Genomic DNA, 25,318 nt, shown 5'->3' with positions numbered 1-25,318 from the left:
AGTCACCATTGTTGTTGTGCATCTGGTGTTATCGAAAGAATCTGACGGTCTTGTCTGTTGCGGAGCAGGTCCGTGGCTCCCACAAGCGGTCATCCGTATTTGAGGCGATGATTGGGGATATCGGTGATCAGCATGTGGCCCGGGCTGTGTGCGATGGCCAACGGCAGGCGCGCATTCTCCAGCGCCAGTTGCGGCGTGACGCCACAGGCCCAGAACACCGGCAGGTCGCCTGTCTCAAGCGTAGGTGCATCGCCGAAATCAGGGGTGTTGATATCGGAAATGTCAATCAAGGCGGGGTCACCCAGATGGACGGGCGCGCCGTGGACGCGGGGCATGTCGGTGGTGATCTGGATGGCGCGAATGGCATGCGCCGCCGACATCGGACGCAGGGACACCACCAGGTTGCCGTGGAAACGACCGGCACTGATCAGCGGAATGTTGGTGCGATACATCGGCACGTTGCGCTTCAGGCGCGCATGGCGAACCTCGACGCCTTCGTTGAGCAGCGCCTCTTCAAACGAGAACGAGCAACCGATGGAAAACGCCACGAAATCGTCCTGCCACAGGGCGGCGATATCCGTGCGCGTTTCTACAAGCTTGCCGTGACGGTAGATGTGATAGGCGGGCAGGTCGTGGCGCAGGTCGATGTTCTCACCGAGCCCTGTCGGGGCGGGAGAACCGACGGCCGTGACATCCAGCAACGGGCAGGCCTTGGGATTGGCCTGGCAGAACTGCAGGAATTCGCCGGCAGCCTCGGCTGGCAGAATGATCAGGTTCGTCTGGGCAAAGCCTGCAGCGATACCGCTGGTGTGGCTGGCCCAATGACCGCTACGGATCTGTTCGCGCGCCTCGCGGGGGGACGACGCGGCACTGAGAAGTGTCTGGGGCATCGTGGGGGCTTCTTGTGAAGTTGTTGTTGTCTGTCTTCACCATAAGAAGCACGCCCAGATAAATCCAATCGATTTTTATCGAGTCAAGTCATCGGAAATTCCTTTCATGTGGTGTGTGAAATGGCCCGTCGCAGGCCCGTGAGACGTGAGCGAGACAGGAAACGTGGGAGCAGGAACATGGGGAATGCGAGAGCGTCGTTGGCAGACAGCGATGCTCAGGACAGGCGTGAATGCGCCTCCTGATCCTGGCGGGCGATCTCGATGGCCAGTTCACACACGCCTTCGGCGAGAGCGCTTTCCATATGGGTCGGCCAGGAGGCGGTGAAGGTCAGCTCGGGCAGGTCGCAGGGCAGGCTGAGCAGGGTGCCCTGGCGGATTTCCTCGGCGACGATGCGCGGCGGGATGGCGCCGACGCCCAGGCCATCCAGGGTCATGCGCACGATGGTCCACAAGGAGCTTGAGCAATGCAGCTTCACGTCATCGAGTCCCATCTGATGCAGCATGGAGCCAAGTTCATGGTGCGGCCGGCTGTTGCGGGCAAACGAGATCAGCGGCAGAGCATTCAGGCGTCGCAAGGAGAAGTTGTCTTCGGTGAAGCCAAGAGACGGGCTGGTCACGAAGCCCATCGTGTAGTTGCACAGAAAGCGGTTGAGCACGTTCTCCGCCGTGACCGGCCCCATCAGGAAGGCGAGATCGATATCGCCGGCGGTGAGCATGGCGGCAAGCCCCGGGGAGCTGTCGACTTCCAGTTCCAGGGTGAGATCCGGGTAACGGCGCGCCAGTTCGGCCAGAAAGCCGGGCAGCCAGCTGTGCGCCACGGTCTCCACGACGCCCAGTCGCAACACGCCCTGGAAGGGCGTGCTCAACGCCATCATGGATAGCGCTTTCTGGCGCGCTTCCAGCAGCGCCTCGGCGTGACGATAGAATTCGCGCCCCTTGAGAGTGGGCTGTACCGGTCGGCGAGTGCGCTCCAGCAGGCGGGTTTCCAGGGTGGTTTCCAGCTTGTTGATACGTTCGGAGATCGACGGCTGGGTCAGATGCAAATGCTGGGCAGCCAGTCGGAACGATCCCAGGCGGGTGATCCACACGAAGGCTTCCACTTCCTTGAAATCGAACATGGCCAGATCCTGTCTCAATGGATGATGCAACCCTGGGCCCACACTATCATTCGTTGAGAAATTGCGTTCTCTGCTGCTTGTGTTCCGGTACGATGTGAGGCATCAAGAGATGGTTGATTTTCATGAAAAGGAATGATGATGAAGACTAGTATGCGACTTGTCAGCCTGGTGATGCTGGGCACCTTTTTCATGGCGGGGTGCAGTTATACGCCGGCGCGAATCGATGCCGAGCCTATCATCGAAATCGGTGATGGACATCATGATCACAAGCGTGGAGGTGGCAGCTTCTGTCCGCCGGGGCAGGCCAAGAAAGGCAACTGCTGATCACATCGAATCACAAGGAGCCGCTCATGCGGCTCCTTTTCGTTGCTGAGCGCTTGTCGTGTATCGTGACACGCCACTTCTCGAGTCGCTCGACTTGCCAGGACGTCTGAGGTGTCCTGAATCTGGCCTCATTCCCATCGCTGCCGGCAGGTACCGTATTCCATGCTCAATCCCAAGGCGCTGACGGCGCTGAATGAAATCATCCGCCGGGGTTCACTGCGCCGCGCGGCCAGACACTTGAATCTCGACCCTTCCGCCGTCAGCCGCCAGATCAAGCAGCTGGAAGAAGAGGTGGGTGTCGCGCTGTGCGAGCGCAGCGAGACGGGCATGCGTGCAACCCAGGCCGGCGTATTGCTGCTGGATCATTTCCATCGTCAGCAGGCGGCGGAGGCCGCAGCGCTCTCGCAGCTGAGTGCCCTGCAGGGGCTGCGTAGCGGTGAGGTGAGAATCGCGGTGGGCGAGGGCTTCATCGCCGATCTGATCTCGCTGCCCTTGCAGAGCTTCATGGCGCGTCATCCCGGTATCGAAGTCGTGGTGCGCATGGCGGGGGTGAATGAGGCGACCGAGCTGTTGCGCGACTTCGAGGTGGATATCGCGCTGCTCTACGCCCCGCCGGTAGACCCGATTCTCTGCTGTCATGTGGAGACCTGCCAGCCGTTGGACCTGATCGTGCCGGCGGCACATCCGCTGCTCGAGATCGGCAAGCCATTGACGCTTGCACAGGTGGCGGATTGGCCACTGGCATTGATCGACGAGTGCACCGGCATGCGCCAGATGGTGAATCAGGCGGCGCAGCAGGAGCGGGTCTCGCTGCGCGCGCAATTGCGCACCAATTCCGTCTCGGTGCTCAAGAACTTCGTGAGATCAGGGATCGGTGTCACCTTCATGCCCGAGCTCAGCGTGGTGGAGGAGTTGCGGCGTGGCGATATCTGCCTGCTGCCGATGCAGCATCCGGCCCTGGCACAGACCCGCGCGCAGATATGTACGCGGCGCGGGCGTGAGATGACGGTGGCCGTCGAGGCCTGCCTTACCCACCTGCAGCAGGGATTGCGGTTCTTCACCGCAGACGCGCCGCGCCTGCTTGGCAAGTGACACCCGCTGGACAGCGCCGCGAGTGGGTCAATCCTCGGCGCATCCAGTCTTGACGGCTTCTCGTATCAGAGTCTGGGCATAGTGATATCTCACGACAACAACACCTGATGCGAGGATTTCCTCCGATGCTGAGCCCCCTCAAGACACTACTGGCGCTGGCAGCGCTTCCTTTCAGTCTGCAGGCCCAGGCCTATGAGATAGAACCTCTCGGAGAGGGGCTCTATCGATTCATCGATGATCGCCATCGCTCCGTGTTCATGATCACCGATCAGGGCGCGCTGGTGACGGACCCGATGAATCACGCTGCGGCGAGCTGGTTGAACAACGAGATCAAGCAGCGCTTCGACACTCCGGTTCGCTATGTGGTGTATAGCCACAACCACAGTGATCACATCTATGGCGGCGAGGTCTTCGACACGCCGGATACCACCTTCATCGCGCACCGGCTGGCAGCTCAGGATATCGCCAACACCCGGGCGAAGGCCGTACCGCCGGATCTCGTCTTCGAGGATGAAATGACCTTGCGACTGGGCGGCAAGGAAGTCCAGCTGCGCTATCACGGCCCGAATGACGGGCGCGGGTCGATCAGCATGTACTTCAAGGACCACACCACGATGTACGTGGTGGACTGGATCGTCATCGGGCGCATGCCGTGGCAGAAGCTCTGGAGCTATGACATCCAGGGCATGATCAATTCGACGCGTGAAGTGCTGGAATATGACTTCGACACCTTCGTTGGCGGGCATGCCGAGATCGGTGATCACGCCGATGTCGAACGCTACCTGACCTATCTGGAGTCACTGTATTCCCAGGTGACGGAGGGCATTCTTGCCGGCAAGTCACTGGAGCAGATCCAGCAGGAGGTCGATCTCTCCGAGTACAGGGATCTGGCTCAGTATGAGGAGTGGGTCGGTCTCAATATCGAGGGCGTACATGAACGCCTGATGGAAGAGTCCGGCATGGGCTGGCGCAGTGATCTCAAGGGTGAGCATACCCACTGACGATGTAGCGCCTCGTTCAGCCCTGCTTCGCTCAACACTGCCTAGTTCAGCACGGCCTCGCCGTGTCATTGAAATGGCCCCGAAAACTCCGGTTTTCGGGGCCATCTTGGTCTTTGGGTACGTCAGGTCTTTGGATATGTCAGGTCTGTGGGAACGCCAAGCCTGAGATGGGCTTGTCAGGTCCAATGGGTGTGGACGAAAAAACAACACTCGCATGATTGATTAGTCTACAGCGACAACGCTACTTTCGACGTGTGAGGGTAACGCCTACCACCCGGCTGGCCACAGTGCCATATCCCCGGGACGGCGTTTCTCCCGCCGCATACCACCGATATCTACAAAAACAAAAGGGAATCCACATGTCCTTGTCCAAGACATCTCTGCTGCGCAAGACGCTTACCGGTTCCACTCTGGCGCTCAGCCTGCTGGCGGCCAGCGTGCAGGCCCAGACCATCAATCTCAGCTACAACGGCGCACCGGATGCCGACAAGAATGCCGTGCACGTCTTTGCCAGCAACCTGAAGACGCTGGTGGAAGAGAAGACCGATGGTGAGCTGGAGCTCAAGCTCTACCCCAACAGCATGTTGGGAGAGGAGCAAGAACGCATGGAGCAGGTCATCAGCGCACCGAGCCTGAACATCGCCTCCTTCGCGGGCATGGCCCCCATCGTGCCGGAAGTCTATGTCAGCGCCACGCCGTTCATGTTCGACGGCTTTGATGAGGCGCGTCGTTTCTTCGATGAAGGTCAGTACTGGCAGCAGGTGCAGCAACTGTTCAGTGAGCGCACCAACGGCGCCGAGATTCTGGCCGTCGTGGAGGAGGGGGGCTTTCTGGCGTTCACCAACGACAAGCGTCCGATCACCAGCCCCGATGACTTCGAGGGGCTTCGCTTCCGCGCGATGGACCCGAGCCAGGTAGCGCTCTATGAGGCCTTCGGCGCCTCGGGTACGCCGATTCCGTGGACGGAAGTCTACATGGCGCTGCGTACCGGGGTGGCGGATGGCCAGATGAACCCGCCGATGTACATCCTGCTGGGCAGTCTGCAGGAAGTGCAGAAGTACCTGACGCTGGCCAACATCCAATACTCGGATCAGTTCCTGGTCGCCAATGGTCAGCTGCTCGAGAGCCTGTCTGACGAAGAGCGCACCGCACTGCTCGAGTCAGTCAAGGAAGCTAATGCCCAGGCCCGTCAGGACAACCAGAGCCAGGTCGAGTCACGCATCGCCTTGCTTGAAGAGCAGGGCATGCAAGTGATCCGCCCGAGCGAGGCAGACCTCGAGGCATTTCGCAGCAAGGGCCAGCCGGCCTACCTCGAGTGGCTCAAGAGTCAGGACATCGCACCAGAGCTGATCGATACCGCGATGAAGGATGCCGGTCTCTCTTCATGAGGGGCATGTGAGGCGCGTGGTTTCCACAGCGCTCAAGTGCCCAAGCGTGACTCGACGTCAGCGCCTCTCGACGTGAGAGAGCCCTGGGCCTGACGAGCTGATGCTGCAGTTCCCCCGATGCCCGGGGAATGTCGTCCGGGCATCGGGGCTCTGATTCTCCCTCCTTTCTGGTGGATTGCGGTAAATGACTTCCATGACTCCTTCACGACTGTCTTCTTTCAGGGAAGGCCTGCTGCATGCCTGTGGCCGCGTGACGCTGGCGCTCGCGGCGATGCTGCTGGCTTCCACGGTGCTGATCATGCTCTACGGCGTGGTGATGCGCTATGTACTGGGCGGCGCGCCCATCTGGGTCGATGAGCTAACCCGCTATCTCATCATCGCCAGTGTCATGCTGGCGATCGGCGTCGTCTGGGCAGAAGGGGCACACATGCGCGTGGCGCTGCTGGAACGGCGTCTGCCTCCGCGCCTGGCCAGGGGGCTGATCCATTACCAATGGTGGCTGACGCTCGTATTGATGGCTGGCGCGACCTGGATGACCTGGCACTACGCCATGTCGGCGAGCATGTTCCGCACCATGGGGCTGGGCATCAGCCGCAGCGTGCCGATGCTGTCGATGCCGATCGGTTTCGCGTTGATCACGGCCCAGGTGCTGTTGCATGGCCCACGGCCGTTGAGATCCCAGACCCTGGAGATCGCACCGGACGAGGAGGCCGCCGACCTTCCGGCGCATGATGACAGGACAGGAGGGCCGCGCACATGATCTGGGCAATGCTGGCCATCTTCGTGGTGCACGTCCTGCTGGGCCTGCCGCTGTTTCTCTCCCTGCTCGCCACCGCCGTGACCGGCTTTCTGTTCATCGATATCTCGATGCTGGAACGTCTCGGACCACAGCAGTTCTTCGGTGGCATCAATGCCTTCTCGCTGATGGCGATTCCGCTGTTCATCCTTGCCGGCAACCTGATGAACATCAGTGGCCTGACCGAACGCCTGATGCGCCTGGCGCGGCTGATGGTCGGGCATCTGCGCGGTGGCATGGGCCACGTGAACGTCGTCTCCAGCGTCTTCTTCGCCGGCGTCAATGGCTCGGCGGTCGCCGATACCTCCGCGCTCGGCTCGTTGCTGGTGCCCGCCATGCGCAAGGAAGGCTATTCGACGTCCTTCGCCGCAGGCCTGACCGCAGGCAGCTCGTTGATCGGGCCGATCATACCGCCCAGCATCTTCATGATCCTCTACGCCTCGTTGACCAATACCTCCGTGGGCAGCCTGTTCCTGGCCGGGGTCGTGCCCGGACTGGTATTGGCGGTGGCGTTCATGGCGATGAATGCCTGGTATGCCCGTCGCCATGGCCTGCAGGCGCGCGGTCAGGCACCGGCACGCAGTGAAGTGATCTCGGCAGTCATCGGCGCGCTGCCGGCACTGGTCGCGCCGGTGATCATCGTCTCCGGTATCGTGCTGGGCATCGTGACCCCGACGGAATCCGGCGCCTTGATCGTCGCTTACGTCCTGCTCTGCGGGTTGTGTCAGGGGCCGCTCAAGCTTGTCGAGGTATGGGGTGCCATCAAGGATACGGCGCGTCTGACCAGTGCCATCTTCGTGATCATGGCGGTGTCGTCCATCGTCAGCTGGCTGCTGTCTTATGCCCAGGTGCCCAATCAGTTCGTGGCCTTGCTGACGCCCTACATCGACAGCCCGATCCTGATCCTGTTGCTGCTCAGCGCCATCACCTTCGTCACCGGCATGTTCATGGAAGAGGTCTCGGCGCTGATGCTGCTGACGCCGATCTTCGTGCCCGTGGCCATGGCCGCCGGCATCGACCCCGTGCATCTGGGGGTCATCATCACGCTCAATATCACTATCGCGCTGATCACGCCGCCGATGGGGGCCTGCGTCTTCGTGGCCGCCGCGGTCAGCAAGCTCGAGATCACCTCACTGTTTCGCACCATCTGGCCCTTCGTGCTGGTGGCAGTCGCGGTACTGCTGATGCTGATCGTCTTCCCGCCCTTAACTCTGTGGTTGCCGACCCTGTCTGGATAACACCTCATGACGTCATCACTGACTTTTACGCCTCCTGCCATCCCGAGTCATGACGAGCCGGATTGGTCGCAGGTGACCTGCATCCCCGTGAAGGGCTGTGACAGTCCTCTGGTGCCCACCAGCCTCGGGCCGTCATGCCTGAAGGTCTATCCCGCCTACGCACGCCTCGGCATTCCCGGGGCGGTCAATGAATGTCTGGTGCGGCGTGCGGTGTATCAGCGCCTGCTGCAGGCCGCCCGCGCCTTGCCGGAAGGGCTGTCGCTGGTGGTGATGGATGGCTGGCGACCCTGGCGGGTACAGCAGTATCTTTTCGAGACGCTGTATCAGTCGCTCAAGACGCATGACCCCTCGCTTTGCGAGGCCCAGCTGCTGGCGCGTACGCGGGAATTCGTCTCCTTGCCCAGTCGTGATCCTGACGCGCCGAGCCCGCACCTCACAGGCGGTGCCGTGGATGTCACGATCTGCGATGCCGATGGCTTGCTGCTCGAGATGGGGACGCTGTTCGATGAGGCGACACCTGAATCCCACGCCGATTATTTCGAACGTCATCCGCCTGGCGCAGACACGCCCCAGGCTGAGGCACGCGACAACCGGCGGCTGCTTTATCACGTCATGACCCAGGCCGGTTTCACCAACCTGCCCAGCGAATGGTGGCACTTCGACTTCGGGGATCAGCTCTGGGCCTGGTACCGCGGCGAGCCCGAGGCACTCTTCGGTCCGGCGGAGATGGACAGTATCGAGAGTCTCTGGAAGCGGTCTCTGCAATAGCGACTCATGGCGGGTCGCACGGATAGGCCATGCACAGCGCCAGACACAAGACGCCCCGCTCGATGACCTCTCGAGCGGGGCGTCTGTCATTCTGTGTAAGGGAAATCACGCCTCAGCTGACGATCTCGGCCTGATCCAGCATGGCGTGGAAGAGCACGTTGCAGCCGGCGTGCAGGTCCTTGGGGGCGGCGTTCTCGATCTCGTTGTGGCTGATACCGCCTTCGCAGGGCACGAAGATCATGCCGGCGGGAGCGATACGGCCCATGAAGATGGCGTCGTGACCGGCCCCGCTAACGATGTCGAGATGCGAGTAGCCGAGTTGGCTGGCGGCATTGCGCACCGCGTTCACGCAGTTGTCGGCGAAGTGCTCGGGGACGAAGTCGGCGGTAGGGGTGAGCTCGAAGGCCAGGCGGTGACGTTGGCTGACGGCTTCGACGACTTCCTTGAGTTCGGCGACCATCGCGGTGAGGGAGTGGGGCTCCAGCGAGCGCAGGTCGATGGTCATGTTGACCTGACCCGGAATGACGTTGCGAGAGCCCGGATGGACCTGCATCACGCCCACGGTGCCGCGACCGTGCGGTGCATGCTCGATGGCGATGCGGTTGACGGCGACGGTGATCTCGGCCGCCCCGAGCATGGCGTCCTGGCGCAGCGACATGGGTGTGGGGCCCGCATGGGCTTCCTGGCCGGTCAGCGACAGATCGAACCAGCGCTGGCCCAGCGCGCCCATCACCACGCCGATGGTGGTCTCTTCATCTTCCAGGATCGGGCCCTGCTCGATATGGCTCTCGAAGAAGGCGCGCACGTTCTCGCGGGGGATCTCATCGCTGCCCCGATAGCCGATGGCATCCAGCGCTTCGCCGGCGGTCACGCCATCCGTGTCCTTCTGGGCCAGCATCTCGTGCAATGACAGTTGGCCGGTATGCACGCCGGACCCCATCATGCAGGGCGCGAAGCGACAGCCTTCCTCGTTGGTCCAGACCACCACCTCCACCGGGCAGCGGGTCTTAATGTCGTGCTGATTGAGGCTGCGCAGCACTTCCAGTCCCGCCATCACCCCGAAGCAGCCATCGAACTTGCCGCCCGTGGGCTGGGTATCGATGTGGCTGCCGGTCATTACCGCCGGGGCGTCCGGATCGGTGCCGGCGCGGCGCGCGAAGATGTTGCCGATGGCATCGATACGGATCGTGCAGCCTTCGGCCTTGCACCATTGAATGAAGAGGTCGCGCGCCTGGCGGTCCAATTCGGTCAGCGCCTGGCGGTTGACGCCGCCCTTGGGCGTGGCGCCCAGCTCGGCCAGGGTCATCAGGGATTGCCACAGGCGATCACTGTCGGTGCGCAGCTCGCTCAGGGTGCTGACGGGGGAGGTATCCATCTGGGCAGTGGTCATCGATTTCCTTCCTCTCGTGAATATTGTTCTTGTGATGTGTCGTGCGGTGTCAGGCTCTGCTGTCGGCCATCAGCTGCGCCGGAGTGACGAGCAGCTGGTCGGCCATTTCCACCTCGAGGGCCGTCATATGGTGCTCGGCATCCTGCATGTGCTCCGTCATGAGCTGACGGACCTGTTCGTGATCCTGCTGGCGGAACGCCGTGATCAGGCCGGTGTGGTAATGCTGATTGGCGGCATCGAACTGCTTGCGCTCCGGGAGATAGGCCTTCTTGATGACGACAAGCTCGTGCAGCATGTCGTTGAGGAACTGGCACATGAAGCTGAGCAGCGGGTTGGGACAGGCGCGCGCCAGTACCTGATGGAACTCGATTTCCAGAAAACGCTGGCGACGCTGGTCCTCGTCCTGTGGCTGATGGCAACTGCAGTCACTGACATTGTGCTCGAGCGCCACCAGGTCTTCTTCGCTGAGCAGGCCCACCACCGATACCGCCATCTCGACTTCCAGCAGCCGACGCAGCTGATAGACCTGGGCGCCATTGAGCGTCTTGAAGTGCAGGAAGCTTCTCAGCATGCGACTGGCGGGCTCCATGCTCGGCGCATTCAGCACGGCGCCGCCATTGGGGCCCGTCTTCAGCGTGATCAAGCCTTCGACTTCCAGAATCTTGAGGGCTTCACGCAGCGTGCCCTTGGCGCAGCCGTATTGCGCCATCAGCGCCTTCTCGTTGGGTAGCCGGTCACCTTCACGCAACCCGTCACGCACGATGCTGCGCCTCAGATCATCGCTGATCAGCTCGGCCAGTTTCTGGCGTTTGGGAGCGCCAGAGCCATTGCTGGTGCGTGACGTGATCAGTGGTGGAGGCGATGTCGGCATGCGATGTCCTGAGCGGAGGCGAGTCATTCATATTTATTCGTATAAATAAGCTTTAGTCGCGGACTCGAGCGCTGTCAAACCCGCAATGCGAACGTGAGCGTCGCGAATTCGATCAAGGACATGACGCGTCGCATCAAAGGCTGCGCATTGGCGAAGTTCCGGGTGGCAGTCTTGAAAAGCGCCTGGTCTGACATAAGGTTTTTCTCTTCGACCCCGCGAAAGGAGGCCCTATGGAAACGCATGACTCTCAGCGAACGCGTGACGCCGATATCGTCATCGTCGGTGGCGGTGCCGGCGGACTGGAACTGGCGGTCCGCCTGGCCAAGGCAGGCCACAAGGACGTGTTGCTGATCGATCGCGACACCAGTCACGTGTGGAAGCCGCGCCTGCATGAGATCGCGGCGGGCCTCGGACGGCGCCAGGTCGATGAGTTGGGGTATGCCGGTCTGGCGGAGCAGTGGGGATTTCGCTTCGAGTGCGGCACCCTCGAAGGCGTGGACCCTGAACAACGCCAGATCACCCTTGCGGCGATACCGGGCAGGGAAGATGACGCGACCGCCGAGGTGCCGGTCCGCGTCAGAGGTTATCGCCAGCTGGTACTGGCCCTGGGAGGGGTGACACCTGACATGGGCGTCGAGGGCGTGCTGGAGCATGCCTGTCTGCTTGATTCGCCCGAAGACGCCGAACGTATTGCCGAGCGCTTCTCGCGTGGCTTGCTGGCCAATCATGTGGCGATGGAAACAGCACCGACAGGGGATTCAGGCGCGTCAGCCACCCAGGACGGCGCTCAGGATGGCGCCAAGGGTGGCGCTCAAGAGTCTCCGGGGCGGCCGTATCAGGTGGTGATCGTCGGCTCCGGTGCCACCGGTGTCGAGCTCGCGGCGTATCTGCATGAGGCACGTGGCAGACATGATGCGCCTGCGCCGAAGGACTCGCGGGTCGAGATCACGATCCTTGAGGCCACCGAGACCTTCATGCCGGGGGTCTCCGAGGAACTGCGCGAGGCGATCCATCAGCGACTCGAGGCACAGGGCATCAATATCGAACTGTCTCGTCAGGTCGCCAAGGTGTCACCCGGCAGCGTCGAGATCAGCGAAGGTGACGAGTCCGTGACACGCGAGGCAGACCTGGTGGTCTGGGCGGCGGGTCGTGTGGGGCCTGCCATCGTCGAGGAGATCGAAGGTCTGGCCAGCAACAAGAAGCGTCAATGGAAGGTGACGCCCGGACTGCAATGCCTTGAGCAGGAAGCCATCTTCGCGCTGGGCGACTGTGCCTGCATCGATGAGGCACCCTTGCCACCCACGGCACAGGTGGCCAGCGAACAGGCCGAGTTCCTGGCGGAAGAACTGCCGCGTCGCCAGCAGGGCGAGGTGGCTCAGGTCTTCGAGTTCAAGGATCGCGGCACGCTGTTGTCACTGGCCAGGGCGGGCAGCGTCGGTGAGCTCGGTGGCAAGCTCAGCGCCAAGCTGAGCCATGCACAAGGCAACGATGGGCATGAGGATCTGCAGGTGAGAGGGCGCTTTGCACGCGCGGCCTACCAAGGACTGCAGCGTCAGCATCAGTTCCTGCTGCTGGGGCCGCTCAAGGGCTCAGCCGAGGTGGTCAGTGACGTTCTGCGCCATGCCATGGGACCGCGACTCAAGGTGCATTGAGGCAAGCCCATGCAAGCCGGTGCGCTGGCCCGAGAGGGCAGCGTGCAAAGGAGGACAGGCCGACAAGTGCCGTGGTGGATTCCATCGGCGCATGTCGGCCTGACATCAAAGGTTCGTGTTTCTCACGAGCTTCTGGTCTGTGAACTGGCCACCGGATAGGTGCCGGGCCTGAGAATATGCGTGTCCACGTTATGGATATCCCGCAGTCCGCACAGGGCCAGCGTGGTATCGAGCTCCTTGTGGATGATCTCCAGGGTCTTCGTCACGCCTTGCTCGCCCATGGCGCCGAGTCCATACATGAAGGCGCGTCCCAGGTAGACGCCCTTGGCGCCCATCGCCACCGCCTTGAGCACATCCTGGCCAGAGCGAATCCCGCCATCCATGTGGACCTCTGTCCTGTCGCCGACCGCCGCGAGAATGTCCGGCAGAGCGGAGATGGAGGAGGCCGCACCATCGAGCTGACGTCCACCGTGGTTGGAGACGATCACGGCATCGGCGCCTGCCTGAACGGCCATCTCGGCATCCTCCGGCTCCATGATGCCCTTGATGATCAACTTGCCGCCCCAGCGATCCTTGATCCATTTGATGTCATCCCAGCTCAGGCTGGGGTCGAACTGACTGGCGGTCCATTTCGACAGGGAGCTGAGGTTGTCGGCGTCCTTCACGTGACCGGCGATGTTGCCGAAGCTGTGGCGCTTCGTCTTCAGCATGCCGGCGCACCAGCGCCACTTGGTCGCCAGGTTTAGCGCGGTGGCCACGGTGGGACGAGGAGGGACACTCAGGCCATTGATCAGGTCCTTGTGGCGCTGGCCGATGATCTGCAGATCAGCGGTGAGCACCAGCGCGGAACATTCCGCCGCCTTGGCGCGATCGATCAGCCGTCCGATGTAATCCTTGTCGCGCATCACGTAGAGCTGGAACCAGAAGGGGCGTGTGCTGACGGATGCGACATCCTCGATGGAGCAGATGCTCATGGTCGAGAGCGTGAAGGGCACGCCGAAGTCACTCGCCGCCCGCGCGGCCAGCATCTCGCCATCGGCATGCTGCATGCCGGTGAGGCCTGTGGGCGCGATCGCCACCGGCATGGCCACATCCTCTCCCAGCATCTGCGTGCGCAGGGTGCGATTGTCCATGTCGACCATCACCCGTTGACGCAGTCCGATGGCGGCAAAATCAGCCTCGTTGGCGCGATAGGTGGTTTCCGTCCATGAGCCGGAGTCGGCATAGTCGTAGAACATCTTCGGCACACGGCGTTTCGCCAGGCGTTGCAGATCATTGATGCAGGTGATGGTCATGCAGAACTCCATCCAAGGAGAGAAGGCGGATCGTTCGAGGTCCAGGGACATCGCCAAGGGGGTGCTGGGCTTACTGTCTCCGATGGATGGGGGGTTCACCATTGGCGATACGTCTATCTGTCGAGGACGCCTGTGCCATAGCATCATGGCAATGATGCAACCGACCTGCTGCACGACGTCTGCAGACGGACACGTTGACTGCGCGGCCTGAGGTGTCAGGTAGCGCCCCCATGAAAGGTGATGGACCCATGAGATTTGCCTGTAGCGCCTCAGCCGATGGTCGGCGCCCGACAACGCCGCGCGATCCGGCCAGGCCCCAAGGCGCGGCAAGGGCAAGAGTCCTGCGTCGTGGGCGTGACGCGATGCTGGCGTCCTGTCTGTCATGGCTGATGATCAGTCCGGCTCACGCAGCGTCCGTGATCGCTTCCGAGGCGGAGCGTGAGGGGCTTGTGGTCGCCAATCTGCAGGAAATAGAGCAGCGGGTCGGCGCGCGCCTTGGTGTGACGGTACTGGATACTGCCGATGGCAGACGTGTCAGCTGGCGGGGTGATGAGCGTTTCCCCATGAGCAGCACCTTCAAGGTGCTGGCATGCGGCAATCTGCTCTCGCGGGTGGATGCCCGCCAGGAGTCGCTGTCACGCAAGGTGGAGATTCGCCCGGCGGATCTCGTGACCTACTCCCCCGTCACTGAACGTCAGGTGGAGGGCGATGGCATGACACTGGCGGCGTTGTGCCGCGCCACCATCACCACCAGCGACAATACCGCCGGCAACCTGATTCTCGATGCCATCGGTGGGCCTGTCGGGCTGACGAATTATCTGCGGACTCTGAAGGATGACAGCACACGTCTGGATCGTCGTGAAACGGCGCTCAATGAGGCCACTCCGGGTGACCCCCGTGATACCACCACCCCCGACGCGATGGCGTCCACCCTTCAGCGGCTGCTGCTGGGGGAGGCGCTGAGCGAGGCGTCGCGTCTCACGTTGCAGGGCTGGATGCTGGCCAATACCACGGGAAGTGACAAGCTGCGTGCCGCCTTGCCGGATGACTGGCAGATCGCTGACAAGACCGGGGGCGGGGGGCATGGCACCAACAATGATATCGCCATCATCTGGCCGCCGAATCACGCCCCGTTGATCGTGGCGGTCTATCTGACCGAGAGCGAGGCCGAGCGTGCGGTGCGTGACGCCGCGATTGCCGATGTCGGGCGTCTGCTGGTGTCTGAGGTACTGGCCATCGAGGGACTGGCCAACGAGGGTGTGGACACGCACGCTGACAATTGATCGCGTGACGCGTGAGAGCACGTGCTGAAAGAGCGTGCCTGAAGGAGCGTGCCTGAGAAAGCCTGCGTGAAGCCTGGGCAACTCAGCGTTGCCGGCCCTGATGCCATCCTTTGCTTGTGACTCCTGCCTCTCGCCCGCATTGTGCCTGAACTGTATCCGCAATGGTTTGCCGGGGGAGATGGAACCCGCTCCCCCTGTCATGTCCGCTCATGAGCCTTGCCCAACCTGTTCCTGCACGTGTCTGGAGGATATCAATGTCCACACTGTTTTCCCCGCTGAAGCTCGGCCCGCTCACGCTGGACAATCGCATCATCATTGCACCGATGTGCCAGTACTCCGCCCAGGATGGCCGGATGCAAGCCTGGCATGACCAGCATCTCGGCAACCTGGCCCAGTCAGGTGCCGGCCTGCTGATCTTCGAGGCCAGTGCCGTCTCCCCCGAAGGGCGTATCACCCATGGCGATGTGGGGCTCTTTGACGAGGCAACGCGTGACGCGATGCAAGGTGTCGTCGAGCGTATCCGTCGTTATTCGCCGATGCCGTTGGCCGTGCAGATCGGTCACGCGGGCCGCAAGGCCTCATGCGAGAAGCCCTGGGAGGGCGGAACTGCCATTGCTCCGGGACAACCCAACGGCTGGCAGACTCTGGCACCCAGCGCGATTCCCTTCAGTGAAGGGGGGCCGCTTCCCGAGGCGATGAGCGCCGAGCAGATCGCCCAGACCATCGACGCCTTCGTGGAAGCGGCCCGGCGTGCCGTCGAGATCGGTCTCGACGGGATCGAGCTGCACGCGGCGCATGGTTATCTGCTGCATCAATTCCTGTCACCGTTGAGCAATCAGCGCGAGGACGACTATGGCGGTTCTTTGGAGAATCGCATGCGGCTGACGCTTGAGGTGTTCGACGCCGTTCGCGCCGCGATTCCTGACGAGGTCATGCTGGGTATCCGGATCAGCGCGACGGACTGGGTCGAGGGCGGCTGGGATCTCGCACAGAGCATCGAACTCGCCAAGGCGCTGGACCGTCGTGGCTGCCACTATCTGCATGTCTCAAGCGGCGGGCTCAGCGAGCAGCAGCAGATTCCGGTGGAACCCAACTATCAGGTCCCGCACGCCGAGGCCTTGAAGGCTCAGGTGGTCATGCCCGTCATCGCGGTGGGCTTGATCACCGAGCCACAGCAGGCGGAAGACCTGCTGGTGACAGAGCGTGCCGATGCCATCGCCCTGGCGCGTGGCATCCTCTACGACCCGCGCTGGCCCTGGCATGCGGCCGCCGCGCTGGGAGATACCGTCAAGGTCTCGCCCCAGTATCTGCGTTGCCAGCCGCATGGTCTGAAGTCATTGCTGGAGAATCAGCAGGACTGAAGTCCGTGAAAGGACATCGATGATTGACGCCCGCGTTCATGAGCCCTTGCTCGATGATCGCGGGCGTTCTTGTTTGCTCAATCCCCTTTTGGCTCAAGGCGGCGCTGCGCCAGCAGGGCGATGAAGGCTCGGGGGAGTACAGGATGGCTGGCAGTAATTATACGAGTGTGCAATAGTGACGGAAGATCCACCGCAACCCACTCGCTGCCAGTCGTGACACAAGGAGAGCTAATGCCAAGCCAAGCCCCGATTCTGGGTGTCTACCTGAGTGAATCCCTGGACCTGGACTGCCTCTACGGTGAGGCGCTGCGCCAGCTGGGCGAGGATGTCGTGCTGCAGAACCCGCATGAGATCGAAGACCCCACGGAGGTCGCGTTCGCCATCTGCTGGCAGCCGGGAGAAGACGCCTTCACGCCGTACCCCAATCTCATGCTTGCCATGTCGATCGCGGCGGGGGTGGATGCTCTGCTCAGTCATCCGGGGCTGTCAGATGAGGTTCAGGTGGCACGGGTGCGAGATCCGCATCAGGCATTTCTGATGGCCGGGTTTGCCGCGCATGAAGTGCTGCATCAAGAGCGCGAGTTTGCCGTCATGGCAGACAATGCCACGCGCCGTGAGTGGCAGCCCTTGCCGATGCGTGCGCCCGAGAAGGCGCAGGTGGCGGTGCTGGGCCACGGCAGCATGGGGCGCGCGGTGGTCACTTCGCTGTCGGCACTGGGATTCTCGGTGACGGTCGCCTGTCGCAGTGAACCTGTCGCACCAGTGCAAGGCGTGTGCTATCTGACGGGCGACAATGCGGTGATGGCCGCGGCTCAGGGGGCGGATTACCTGATCAACATCCTGCCGCTGACTCCGGTCACCGAGAATGTGCTGAATGCGACCCTGTTCGCCCAGCTGCGGCCGGGGGCCTGGCTTGTGCAGATCGGCCGCGGCGAGCACCTGGTGGAAGCCGATCTCGATGCGGCACTGGCGTCCGGTCAGCTGGCGGGCGCGACGCTGGACGTCTTCCGCGAGGAGCCATTGGCGCCCAATCATCGCTGGTGGCAGGACGCGCGCCTGCGCATCACGCCGCATGTCGCCAGTGACTCGCTCCCCGAGGTGGTCGCCGAGCAGGTGGTGGCCACGGCGCGCGAGTTGCGCAATGGCCTGCCGCTCACGTTGGGCGTGGATCGCCAGCGCGGCTATTGAGGCCCTAGGCTATTGAGGACCGGAAGGTGGAGGCGTCAAGGCTTTTCAGGGCTCAGCGGAGCCTTTCTCGACCCCAGACAGCGACATCTTGATCACAGGAGACAGCGACATGCAGACATCAACCATGAGTGACGCGGAATGGCAGGCACGCCTTGATCTGGCAGCCTGCTATCGGTTGGCGGCGCACTACCGCATGACCGACCTGATCTATACCCACATCACGGCGCGGGTGCCGGATGAGGAAGGGCATTTTCTGATCAATCCCTACGGCTGGCGCTGGGAGGAGATCACGGCGTCCTCGCTGGTCAAGATCGACGTCAACGGCCAGAAGGTCGATGACAGCGCCGCGCGGGTCAATCCGGCCGGTTTCACCATTCACTCGGCGATTCATGCGGCAAGTCATTCAGCCAGCTGGATCATGCATACCCATACGCGCGCCGGCGTGGCGGTGTCGAGTCTGGAAGAAGGGCTCTTGCCCCTGAATCAGATCGCCCTGCAGTTCCATGGTCGCGTCTCCTATCACGATTACGAGGGCATCGCGCTGGATCTGGATGAGCGCGAACGCATCGTGGCAAGCCTTGGCGACAATCCGGCACTGATCCTGCGCAATCATGGCCTGCTGACTACCGGTGCTTCTGCCGCCGAGATGTTCAACAACATGTTCTATCTCGAGCGCAGCTGCGAGATTCAGGTCGCAACCCTGTCCATGGGCCAGCCGGTGCGCCGCCTCTCGCCCGAGATCTGTGAGCATGTGGTCGGTCAGTACGACATGGCCATTCATGAGGAGGGAGATCTGGCGCTGGAGTGGGAATCTCATCTGCGACTGCTGGAGAGCCTTGGTTGTGACTATCGTTGCTAAAAGCATCGTTGTTGAAGGCATCGTCGTTGATCAGCCCATCGAATGCCTGATGCGCGGGAAAGCAACCGGACGGGAGATATCACGATGAGTCGCAAGGCATTCCAGCGGCTTTCCCAGAACCAGCGTCGTCGCGACCTGCTGGAAGCCACCTTGAGCTGTGTCGCACAGCACGGTCTGGCCGGTGCCAGCGTGCGCCGCGTGGCGGAGGCAGCCGGGGTCTCGCCCGGCCTGATTCGCCACCATTTCGGCACCAAGGACGACATGGTGCGGGCCGCCTATGCCTACATGATGGGCCAGCTGACCTCCGATATCGCCGATGCCAGCCCAGCCAGCGATGAGCCCCCGGCGTGTCGTCTGGCGCGCTTCATTGCGGCGAGTCTCACCCAGCCCAACCTGGCCGCCCACAAGATCTCCCTATGGGCGACCTTCATCGGCCGGGTGCGCCACGATGCCAGCTATTCGGCGGTGCACCAGGAAACCTATCGCGAGTTTCTCGACCTGCTCGCACAGCTGGTCCAGCCGGTACTGAATGCCCACGCGCTGCCCGCCACCGAGAGCGATTGTCAGGAGCTGGCGATCGCCCTCAATGGCTTGATCGATGGCCTGTGGCTGGAAGGCGGGCTGGAACACGGCCTCTATCCGGTCGAGCGGCTGCCCGCGATCGCCATGCGGGCGGCAGAGGGCATTCTGCGGCTGCCACAGGGCACCTTGCTTGAGCACGTCGCTGTCACGACATCACCCCCACCTCACAGGAGTTGAGCATGCGCTACGCCACCATTACCGAACGACTGAGTGATCTGGGCGGTGACAAATGGGCCGTTCACAGCGCTGCCCGCCAGCGTATCCAGGCCGGCGAGCCGATCATCGAGCTGACCATCGGGGAGCCGGATATCGCCACGCATCCGGCCCTGGTCGAGCACTGTGTCGAGGCGCTGCGCGCCGGGCGTACCCGCTATTCCGATGGCCGTGGTGAGCCGGGGCTGGTCGCGGCACTGGCCGAGCGCTACGCAGCACGCATGCCCGAGATCAGCGCAGACAACGTGCTGTGTTTCCCCGGCACTCAGACGGCGCTGTTCGCGGTGATGCTGGCGCTGGTGGAAGAAGGATGCGGCGTACTGACCGGCGACCCCTATTACGCCACCTATGAGGGCGTGATCCGGGGTGCCGGCGGTGACCTGCAGCCGGTACCGCTGCGCATGGAGCATGGCTTCGTGTTGCAGCCGGAAGATCTGGCCGCGGCCATCACGCCGCAGAGTCGCGTATTGCTGTTCAATACGCCGCACAATCCGACGGGTGCGGTGATGGACCGTGCGACGCTCGAGCGCATCGGTGAGCTGTGTCGCGAGCATGACCTGTGGATCGTATGTGATGAGGTCTATGAAGCGCTGATCTTCGCGGGCGAATTCGTCTCGCCGCTTGAGATCGAGGCACTGCGTGAGCGCACCGTGGTGGTGTCCTCCATCTCCAAGAGCCATGCTGCCACCGGCTTTCGCAGTGGCTGGGCCATCGGCTCAGCGGAATTCTGCCGCCGGCTGTTGCCTGTCTCGGAGACCATGCTGTTCGGCAACCAGCCCTTCATCGCCGACATGACCGAGGCCGCGCTGCGCGGGGATTTCGATACCACCGAGCGTCTTCGCGAATCACTCGGGCGCCGCGCGCGTCTGGTCCATGAGGCGCTGGCGGCCATCCCGCAGCTGTCCTCCAGCCTGCCCCAGGGCGGCATGTTCCTGATGGTCGATGTCTCACGCACCGGCCTGGACGGTGAGCAGTTCGCTTGGCGGCTGCTGGAACGGCAGCAGGTCGCGGTAATGCCCGGCAGTGTCTTCGGCGACTGCGGAAGGCCACTGGTACGTGTTGCCCTCACCGTGCCGGATGACACCCTGCTGGAAGCCGTGCAGCGCATGGCGACACTGTGTGATCAGCTGGAAGGGGAAGTCATCGTCTGAGGCGCGACTTCGGCCATGCACAGTCTTTCGCTCAATTTCGTGCAGGTTCACGTACAAACGCCGCTCATGAGCGGCGTTTGTACGTTCAGCGATGCTCATTTCAGGATATCATTTCCAGCCCATCTGCCAGACATCGTCCTGCTTCAGCTCACGCCAGCCCAGCACGTGATCGCGATGTGTCAGCACCGCCTGCAACACGACCTCGACCACATGCTCATCCTGCTCATCACGAATCACGCGCGTGACGATGAAATGTCGCTCACGATTCCTGGGTGTCACGGCGGTCCATTTGCTCTGCAACAGCTTTTCGGGGTTGATGCGGTTCATGCAATGTCTCGTCAGTAAAAAGGAAAAGGGAAAATGAGGAACAGGGGAGGGTATCTGAACTGGGGTAACGTGAGGATGAATCTGACCCTCAAGTCACTTCTTGAGGCCGCTCACTGCCCGAGCGGCGTTGCTCGCGCTCCTGCAGGTAGCGGGCAGGCGTGGTGCCGAGCAGTTTCTTGAACATGCTGATGAAGGCGTTGACGGACTGATAGCCGACGTCTTCCGAGACGCGCTGCACGCTCATGCCCTCGGCCAGCAGGCGGATCGCCACCACCAGGTGGAGTTGCTGGCGCCAGCGGCTGAAGCTCAGGCCGGTGTCGCGCTGGATCAGGCGGGCGAGGGTGCGTTCGCTCATCGCCAGTTCGCTCGCCCACTCGGCCAGGGTACGCCGATCATCCGGTGTCTTGATCAGGGCATCGCTGATGCGGGTCAGCCGCGGATCTTCAGGCAAGGGCAGATGCAGACGTTCGCTGGGCATGCAGGCCAGTTCTTCCAGCAGGACATCGACCAGCCGCGCTGTCGGCCCCTGTTCAGGATATGGCTGGGGCAGCTCCGCCAGACGCAGCACCAGCTCACGCAACAGGGGCGAGATCGACAGCGTACAGCTGTGGCTCGGCATCTCGAGCGCTCCGGGCTCGATGAACAGGTGGCACACGCGGCCGCCACGGGTCAGGTGGTTGCTGTGGGGCAGGTTGCCGGGAATCCAGACGCCGCTGTGCGGCGGCACCATCCACAGCCCTTCCGGCACGCGGCTGGTCACGACGCCATGCAGTGCGATGACCAGCTGTCCCTTGCGATGCTGATGGATCGGGACTTCCATCACCTGTTGTCCGGTATCCACATGCAGGGCGCTGGCCGGAATCTCGTAGATGTCCGGGTCATGTTCGCAGACGCTGCTGGAGAAGGGCACGGAGGAGTGACCGCTGGCGACTCCCGACGATGAGGTTGCGTCTCGCGTGGCAAGGGAAATCGGCGTCGCGGAGGTCCTTGAGGAGGTGGCTGACATGTCGGCTCGCAGATTGTCTGATTTCAGGTATCTGATGTCATGATGGCTCAATTCTGCAGCGATATTGGCGATTACGCTATCGTTAATCTGCGCGGGAATTCACCTCTGATGTGTCGTCCCGCTATCTGTCCGTTCCAAGTTCGCTGCGAGCGTCTCATGACTGAACTCTGCCACTCTTCTCCTGTTCGGCGATTGAGCCATCCTGCCGTGTTGATCGCCGGCATCCTGATGATTGCCATGAATCTGCGTGCGCCCTTTACCAGTATCGCGCCGTTGCTTGAGCGTCTGCAGGCGGCGCTGGGCTTCAATGCCACGGCGGCAGGGTTGCTGATGATTCTGCCGTTGTTGGCGTTTGTCGTGGTGTCCCCCTGGGTACCCCGTCTCGCACGGCATGTGGGGCTTGAGCGCAGTGTCTTCCTTGCCTTGCTGGCGATCGCCGCCGGTATCGTGCTGCGGGTGCAGGGCAACACGCTGGTGCTCTATGTGGGGATCGCCTTGATCGGGGCGGGCATCGCGGTGGGCAATGTGCTGTTGCCCAGTCTGGTCAAACGCAGCTTTCCTCGACACATCGCGCTGCTGACCTCCTGCTATGTGCTGACCATGGGCATCATGGCCGCCATCGCCTCGGCGGTGATGGTGCCGCTGGCGCAGGACAGCACGGATGGCTGGCAGTTCGCGATGCTCATCGTGGTCATCCTGCCAGTGGTGACGATGGTGGTGTGGTGGCCACAGTTGTCGCATCGCTCCCTACCGACGGCGGCGAAGGAAGCCGAGAAGGTAGCCGAGAAGGGTGCCGCGCGGCCGGTGCGTCAGGCAGCCGTGTGGCACTCGCCACTGGCCTGGCAGGTGACGCTGTTCATGGGGATCAATTCGCTGCTGTTCTATACCGTCAACAGCTGGCTGCCGAGCATGCTGGCGGACAACGGCTTTTCCCCCGAAAAGGCGGGATCGTTGCACGGCCTGCTGCAGTTGGCTTCGGCCTTGCCGGGATTGATTCTGGTGCCTCTGATGCCGCGCCTGAAGGATCAACGTCTGATCGCCTTCGCGACGCCCTGCATGTCGCTGGCAGGGTTCATCGGGCTGTGGCTGATGCCGGGGTGGGCGCTGGTGTGGGTGCTGTTGCTGGGCGCGGGCTCCGGGGCCAGCTTCATTCTCGCCCTGTCGTTCATGGGGCTCAGAGCGCGCGATGCCATGCAATCGGCGTCGCTGTCGAGCATGGCGCAGACCCTGGGCTATCTGCTCGCGGCCATGGGGCCGCCGTTGATCGGGGCGCTCTACGATCGGCAGGGTGACTGGCAGCTGGCATTGATGGTGTGTGCCTCCCTCAGTGTGCTGATGGCGGGGATCGGCTGGCTGGCGGGCAGGGACCGCCAGTTGCCTGAGGCGTCGGCATCTGAATAATGGAGCGTTGCCCTGAAGGGCTACAGGAACATCCCCCCATGACAAGGAAGTGAGAGATGGCGAATGCATCATCCGGAAGGAAAGGTCAGCCGGCCTCTGGTACCAAAGAGGCTGCGGGGAACACTCGGCGTCCGTGTGCAATGCGTCGCCTGCGGGCAGCCATCCTCGGTCTGGCCAGCATTGGGGGTATCGTGATGATCGCTCAGCCAGCCAATGCCGCGACGCTGTCACTGCGCGTGATCGAGACCACCGACATCCACGCCAACGTAATGGATTACGACTATTACAAGGATCGTCCCAGCGTGCGCATCGGCCTGGTGAGGGCGGCGAGCCTGATCCAGCAGGCGCGTTCCGAGGTGGTCAACAGCGTGCTGCTGGACAACGGAGATCTCATTCAGGGCAGCCCGATGGGCGATTACATGGCGGCGGAAGGTCTCGAGGAGGGTGATGTCTTCCCGGCCTACAAGGTCATGAATCAGCTGGATTACGATGTCGGCAACATCGGCAATCATGAGTTCAATTACGGGCTCGAGTATCTCGAACGGGCGCTTTCCGGCGCGCAGTTCCCCTATGTGAACGCCAATCTGCTGGACGCCACGACCGGCGAGCCGTACTTCACGCCTTATCAGATCACCCCCCATGCCTTCACCGACAGTGAGGGCAACGCTCAGACAGTGAAGGTCGGCTATATCGGCTTTGCGCCGCCGCAGGTGATGACCTGGGACCGCAAGCACCTCAAGGGCCGCCTGACGGCCGAGGACATCACCGAGAGCGCCAAGCGCTGGGTACCCGAGATGCGCCGTGCGGGCGCGGATGTGGTGATCGCCATCCCACACTCCGGCATCTCGACTGACCCTTACCGGGTGATGGCCGAGAATTCGGTGTATTACCTTTCGCAGGTGGAAGGCATCGATGGCATCGCCTTCGGGCATGCCCATGCGGTCTTCCCCAGCGAGGAATTTGCCGAGGTGCCGGGGGCCGATATCGCCAAGGGCACCCTCAATGGGGTGCCGGCGATGATGCCAGGGCACTGGGGCAGCCATGTGGGCGTGATGGATCTTGAACTGAGCAATGACTCGGGCCAGTGGCGGGTGGTAAGTGGCCAGACAGAGGCACGCCCGATTCAGGTGGGTGGCGAGGCGCAGGTGTCGGAAGATGCCGAACTGGCGGCGTTGGTCGAGCATGAGCACGACGCCACGCGGGAGTACGTCAATCGCAGCATCGGCCGCGCCAGTGCAGCGATGAAGAGCTATCTGGCGCTGGTGCAGGACGACCCGACGATCCAGATCGTCAATCGTGCCCAGGCCGATTACGTCAAACGCTTCGTCGAAGGCGACCCGGACCTGGAAAGCTTGCCGATTCTCTCGGCAGCCGCGCCATTCAAGGTCGGCGGCCGTCACAATGACCCGACCCAGTTCACCGAGATGGAGGCCGGCGAGTTGAGCTTCCGCAATGCCGCCGACCTCTATCTCTATCCGAATACGCTGGTGGCGCTCAAGGTCACCGGCAAGGAAGTGCGGGAATGGCTTGAGTGCAGTGCCGGGCAGTTCCATCGCATTGACCCGAATCTCGCCACGCCCCAGCCCCTGATCAACTGGGGAGGTTTCCGCAGCTACAACTTCGATGTGATCGACAGCGTCGAGTATCAGGTGGATGTCACGCAGCCGGCGCGTTACGACGGCAATTGTGCGCTGATCGACGCCGATGCCCACCGTATCCAGGGGCTCACCTACCAGGATGAGCCGGTCAAGGACGACGATGTCTTCCTGCTCGCGACCAACAACTATCGCGCCTACGGCGAGGACTTCCCCGGTACCGGTGAGTCACATGTCGCCTTTGCGTCACCGGATGAAAATCGCAGCATTCTGGCCCAGTACATCTCGCGCCAGACGCAGCAGCAGGGCGCGGTGGACCCGGCGGCGGATCACAACTGGCGGCTGGCCGCGATCGACACGGACACCCCGCTGGACATTCGCTTCACCACCGCCCCCGGCGAGGATGCGCAGCAGTTCATCGATGCCCAAGCCGTCTACCCGATGACACTGGTGGATCAGGACGAGATGGGCTTTGCCCGCTATCGCGTCGGGCTGGACCGGATGCGATAGCCGAGGCAGCTCATTGTGG

At 62.4% G+C, this 25,318-nt stretch carries 23 protein-coding genes; 16 read left to right on the top strand and 7 right to left on the bottom strand.

The window, feature by feature from the left end:
- Positions 1 to 89 precede the first annotated feature (89 nt).
- On the bottom strand, positions 90 to 890 hold the full coding sequence (locus PJK54_RS12800; RefSeq protein ID WP_271303076.1) for a putative hydro-lyase: 801 nt from the start codon (positions 888 to 890) through the stop codon (positions 90 to 92).
- Between the two features lie 215 nt (positions 891 to 1,105).
- Positions 1,106 to 2,008, bottom strand: coding sequence for a LysR family transcriptional regulator (locus tag PJK54_RS12795; protein WP_136937950.1), 903 nt, complete (start codon positions 2,006 to 2,008; stop codon positions 1,106 to 1,108).
- Between the two features lie 138 nt (positions 2,009 to 2,146).
- On the opposite strand from PJK54_RS12795, the gene PJK54_RS12790 reads away from it, so the two are divergent.
- The 7 genes from PJK54_RS12790 to PJK54_RS12760 all read left to right on the top strand — a co-directional run bounded on the left by PJK54_RS12790 (position 2,147) and on the right by PJK54_RS12760 (position 8,615).
- Positions 2,147 to 2,332 carry a hypothetical protein gene (locus tag PJK54_RS12790; protein ID WP_271303075.1) on the top strand — a complete coding sequence of 62 codons (186 nt, stop codon included), beginning with the start codon at positions 2,147 to 2,149 and terminating at the stop codon, positions 2,330 to 2,332.
- A gap of 162 nt (positions 2,333 to 2,494) precedes the next feature.
- The gene (locus PJK54_RS12785) at positions 2,495 to 3,424 is read left to right on the top strand and encodes a LysR family transcriptional regulator (RefSeq protein ID WP_077377018.1); all 930 of its coding nucleotides are present in this window, start codon (positions 2,495 to 2,497) and stop codon (positions 3,422 to 3,424) included.
- Positions 3,425 to 3,549: 125 nt separating this feature from the next.
- Entirely contained in the window at positions 3,550 to 4,425 is an 876-nt protein-coding gene (locus PJK54_RS12780; RefSeq protein ID WP_077377015.1) for an MBL fold metallo-hydrolase, read from the top strand.
- 359 nt (positions 4,426 to 4,784) lie between these two features.
- Entirely contained in the window at positions 4,785 to 5,813 is a 1,029-nt protein-coding gene (gene dctP, locus PJK54_RS12775; RefSeq protein ID WP_077377013.1) for a TRAP transporter substrate-binding protein DctP, read from the top strand.
- A 184-nt stretch (positions 5,814 to 5,997) separates the two neighbouring features.
- Complete coding sequence (locus tag PJK54_RS12770) at positions 5,998 to 6,573, top strand: TRAP transporter small permease (protein WP_254696465.1); 576 nt, start codon at positions 5,998 to 6,000, stop codon at positions 6,571 to 6,573.
- Positions 6,570 to 7,847 carry a TRAP transporter large permease gene (locus PJK54_RS12765; protein ID WP_271303074.1) on the top strand — a complete coding sequence of 426 codons (1,278 nt, stop codon included), beginning with the start codon at positions 6,570 to 6,572 and terminating at the stop codon, positions 7,845 to 7,847. Before PJK54_RS12770 ends, PJK54_RS12765 begins: the two co-directional genes overlap by 4 nt.
- Positions 7,848 to 7,853: 6 nt before the next feature.
- Positions 7,854 to 8,615, top strand: coding sequence for a M15 family metallopeptidase (locus PJK54_RS12760; protein WP_176503719.1), 762 nt, complete (start codon positions 7,854 to 7,856; stop codon positions 8,613 to 8,615).
- A gap of 112 nt (positions 8,616 to 8,727) precedes the next feature.
- On the opposite strand, the gene PJK54_RS12755 is transcribed toward PJK54_RS12760, so the two are convergent.
- Both PJK54_RS12755 and PJK54_RS12750 read right to left on the bottom strand, forming a co-directional pair.
- The gene (locus PJK54_RS12755) at positions 8,728 to 10,005 is read right to left on the bottom strand and encodes a Zn-dependent hydrolase (RefSeq protein WP_271303073.1); all 1,278 of its coding nucleotides are present in this window, start codon (positions 10,003 to 10,005) and stop codon (positions 8,728 to 8,730) included.
- A gap of 49 nt (positions 10,006 to 10,054) precedes the next feature.
- Positions 10,055 to 10,876 (bottom strand): FadR/GntR family transcriptional regulator, encoded by an 822-nt coding sequence (locus PJK54_RS12750; RefSeq protein ID WP_077377000.1) that lies wholly within the window; start codon positions 10,874 to 10,876, stop codon positions 10,055 to 10,057.
- A 230-nt stretch (positions 10,877 to 11,106) separates the two neighbouring features.
- On the opposite strand from PJK54_RS12750, the gene PJK54_RS12745 reads away from it, so the two are divergent.
- Positions 11,107 to 12,528, top strand: a complete 1,422-nt coding sequence (locus PJK54_RS12745) for an NAD(P)/FAD-dependent oxidoreductase (RefSeq protein ID WP_271303072.1) — start codon at positions 11,107 to 11,109, stop codon at positions 12,526 to 12,528.
- Between the two features lie 122 nt (positions 12,529 to 12,650).
- Here the strand turns inward: PJK54_RS12745 and PJK54_RS12740 are convergent, their stop codons facing one another.
- A complete protein-coding gene (locus tag PJK54_RS12740; RefSeq protein ID WP_271303071.1) occupies positions 12,651 to 13,823 on the bottom strand; it encodes an alpha-hydroxy acid oxidase in 1,173 nt (390 codons plus the stop codon).
- A gap of 416 nt (positions 13,824 to 14,239) precedes the next feature.
- Between PJK54_RS12740 and bla the strand changes: the two genes are divergently transcribed.
- The 6 genes from bla to PJK54_RS12710 all read left to right on the top strand — a co-directional run bounded on the left by bla (position 14,240) and on the right by PJK54_RS12710 (position 20,460).
- Entirely contained in the window at positions 14,240 to 15,106 is an 867-nt protein-coding gene (gene bla, locus PJK54_RS12735) for a class A beta-lactamase (RefSeq protein WP_271303070.1), read from the top strand.
- A 254-nt stretch (positions 15,107 to 15,360) separates the two neighbouring features.
- Positions 15,361 to 16,467 carry an NADH:flavin oxidoreductase/NADH oxidase gene (locus tag PJK54_RS12730; RefSeq protein ID WP_175090268.1) on the top strand — a complete coding sequence of 369 codons (1,107 nt, stop codon included), beginning with the start codon at positions 15,361 to 15,363 and terminating at the stop codon, positions 16,465 to 16,467.
- Between the two features lie 231 nt (positions 16,468 to 16,698).
- Positions 16,699 to 17,655, top strand: a complete 957-nt coding sequence (locus tag PJK54_RS12725; protein ID WP_271303069.1) for an NAD(P)-dependent oxidoreductase — start codon at positions 16,699 to 16,701, stop codon at positions 17,653 to 17,655.
- Positions 17,656 to 17,764: 109 nt separating this feature from the next.
- Positions 17,765 to 18,514 (top strand): class II aldolase/adducin family protein, encoded by a 750-nt coding sequence (locus PJK54_RS12720; RefSeq protein WP_271303068.1) that lies wholly within the window; start codon positions 17,765 to 17,767, stop codon positions 18,512 to 18,514.
- A gap of 84 nt (positions 18,515 to 18,598) precedes the next feature.
- Positions 18,599 to 19,273, top strand: a complete 675-nt coding sequence (locus tag PJK54_RS12715; protein ID WP_271303067.1) for a TetR/AcrR family transcriptional regulator — start codon at positions 18,599 to 18,601, stop codon at positions 19,271 to 19,273.
- A 2-nt stretch (positions 19,274 to 19,275) separates the two neighbouring features.
- Positions 19,276 to 20,460, top strand: a complete 1,185-nt coding sequence (locus PJK54_RS12710) for a pyridoxal phosphate-dependent aminotransferase (protein ID WP_271303066.1) — start codon at positions 19,276 to 19,278, stop codon at positions 20,458 to 20,460.
- A 108-nt stretch (positions 20,461 to 20,568) separates the two neighbouring features.
- Here the strand turns inward: PJK54_RS12710 and PJK54_RS12705 are convergent, their stop codons facing one another.
- Both PJK54_RS12705 and PJK54_RS12700 read right to left on the bottom strand, forming a co-directional pair.
- On the bottom strand, positions 20,569 to 20,787 hold the full coding sequence (locus PJK54_RS12705; protein ID WP_271303065.1) for a TIGR02450 family Trp-rich protein: 219 nt from the start codon (positions 20,785 to 20,787) through the stop codon (positions 20,569 to 20,571).
- An 88-nt stretch (positions 20,788 to 20,875) separates the two neighbouring features.
- On the bottom strand, positions 20,876 to 21,793 hold the full coding sequence (locus PJK54_RS12700) for a helix-turn-helix domain-containing protein (RefSeq protein WP_176503712.1): 918 nt from the start codon (positions 21,791 to 21,793) through the stop codon (positions 20,876 to 20,878).
- A 156-nt stretch (positions 21,794 to 21,949) separates the two neighbouring features.
- Between PJK54_RS12700 and PJK54_RS12695 the strand changes: the two genes are divergently transcribed.
- Positions 21,950 to 23,194 carry an MFS transporter gene (locus PJK54_RS12695; RefSeq protein WP_271303064.1) on the top strand — a complete coding sequence of 415 codons (1,245 nt, stop codon included), beginning with the start codon at positions 21,950 to 21,952 and terminating at the stop codon, positions 23,192 to 23,194.
- A 140-nt stretch (positions 23,195 to 23,334) separates the two neighbouring features.
- Positions 23,335 to 25,299, top strand: a complete 1,965-nt coding sequence (locus PJK54_RS12690; RefSeq protein WP_271303063.1) for a bifunctional 2',3'-cyclic-nucleotide 2'-phosphodiesterase/3'-nucleotidase — start codon at positions 23,335 to 23,337, stop codon at positions 25,297 to 25,299.
- Positions 25,300 to 25,318 lie beyond the last annotated feature (19 nt).

Source organism: Cobetia sp. MMG027 (genome assembly GCF_027947415.1).
Taxonomy (GTDB): Bacteria; Pseudomonadota; Gammaproteobacteria; order Pseudomonadales; family Halomonadaceae; genus Cobetia; species Cobetia marina.
The sequence above is the reverse complement of the archived record's forward strand: the minus strand, read 5'-3'. Positions and strand labels throughout refer to the sequence as shown.

Bases quoted from the DNA above. Each gene is read 5' to 3' on its own strand.
- PJK54_RS12800 (WP_271303076.1), bottom strand. From the start codon at position 890: ATGCCCCAGACACTTCTCAGTGCCGCGTCGTCCCCCCGCGAGGCGCGC.
- PJK54_RS12795 (WP_136937950.1), bottom strand. From the start codon at position 2,008: ATGTTCGATTTCAAGGAAGTGGAAGCCTTCGTGTGGATCACCCGCCTG.
- PJK54_RS12790 (WP_271303075.1), top strand. From the start codon at position 2,147: ATGAAGACTAGTATGCGACTTGTCAGCCTGGTGATGCTGGGCACCTTT.
- PJK54_RS12785 (WP_077377018.1), top strand. From the start codon at position 2,495: ATGCTCAATCCCAAGGCGCTGACGGCGCTGAATGAAATCATCCGCCGG.
- PJK54_RS12780 (WP_077377015.1), top strand. From the start codon at position 3,550: ATGCTGAGCCCCCTCAAGACACTACTGGCGCTGGCAGCGCTTCCTTTC.
- dctP (WP_077377013.1), top strand. From the start codon at position 4,785: ATGTCCTTGTCCAAGACATCTCTGCTGCGCAAGACGCTTACCGGTTCC.
- PJK54_RS12770 (WP_254696465.1), top strand. From the start codon at position 5,998: ATGACTTCCATGACTCCTTCACGACTGTCTTCTTTCAGGGAAGGCCTG.
- PJK54_RS12765 (WP_271303074.1), top strand. From the start codon at position 6,570: ATGATCTGGGCAATGCTGGCCATCTTCGTGGTGCACGTCCTGCTGGGC.
- PJK54_RS12760 (WP_176503719.1), top strand. From the start codon at position 7,854: ATGACGTCATCACTGACTTTTACGCCTCCTGCCATCCCGAGTCATGAC.
- PJK54_RS12755 (WP_271303073.1), bottom strand. From the start codon at position 10,005: ATGACCACTGCCCAGATGGATACCTCCCCCGTCAGCACCCTGAGCGAG.
- PJK54_RS12750 (WP_077377000.1), bottom strand. From the start codon at position 10,876: ATGCCGACATCGCCTCCACCACTGATCACGTCACGCACCAGCAATGGC.
- PJK54_RS12745 (WP_271303072.1), top strand. From the start codon at position 11,107: ATGGAAACGCATGACTCTCAGCGAACGCGTGACGCCGATATCGTCATC.
- PJK54_RS12740 (WP_271303071.1), bottom strand. From the start codon at position 13,823: ATGACCATCACCTGCATCAATGATCTGCAACGCCTGGCGAAACGCCGT.
- PJK54_RS12730 (WP_175090268.1), top strand. From the start codon at position 15,361: ATGTCCACACTGTTTTCCCCGCTGAAGCTCGGCCCGCTCACGCTGGAC.
- PJK54_RS12725 (WP_271303069.1), top strand. From the start codon at position 16,699: ATGCCAAGCCAAGCCCCGATTCTGGGTGTCTACCTGAGTGAATCCCTG.
- PJK54_RS12720 (WP_271303068.1), top strand. From the start codon at position 17,765: ATGCAGACATCAACCATGAGTGACGCGGAATGGCAGGCACGCCTTGAT.
- PJK54_RS12715 (WP_271303067.1), top strand. From the start codon at position 18,599: ATGAGTCGCAAGGCATTCCAGCGGCTTTCCCAGAACCAGCGTCGTCGC.
- PJK54_RS12710 (WP_271303066.1), top strand. From the start codon at position 19,276: ATGCGCTACGCCACCATTACCGAACGACTGAGTGATCTGGGCGGTGAC.
- PJK54_RS12705 (WP_271303065.1), bottom strand. From the start codon at position 20,787: ATGAACCGCATCAACCCCGAAAAGCTGTTGCAGAGCAAATGGACCGCC.
- PJK54_RS12700 (WP_176503712.1), bottom strand. From the start codon at position 21,793: ATGTCAGCCACCTCCTCAAGGACCTCCGCGACGCCGATTTCCCTTGCC.
- PJK54_RS12695 (WP_271303064.1), top strand. From the start codon at position 21,950: ATGACTGAACTCTGCCACTCTTCTCCTGTTCGGCGATTGAGCCATCCT.
- PJK54_RS12690 (WP_271303063.1), top strand. From the start codon at position 23,335: ATGCGTCGCCTGCGGGCAGCCATCCTCGGTCTGGCCAGCATTGGGGGT.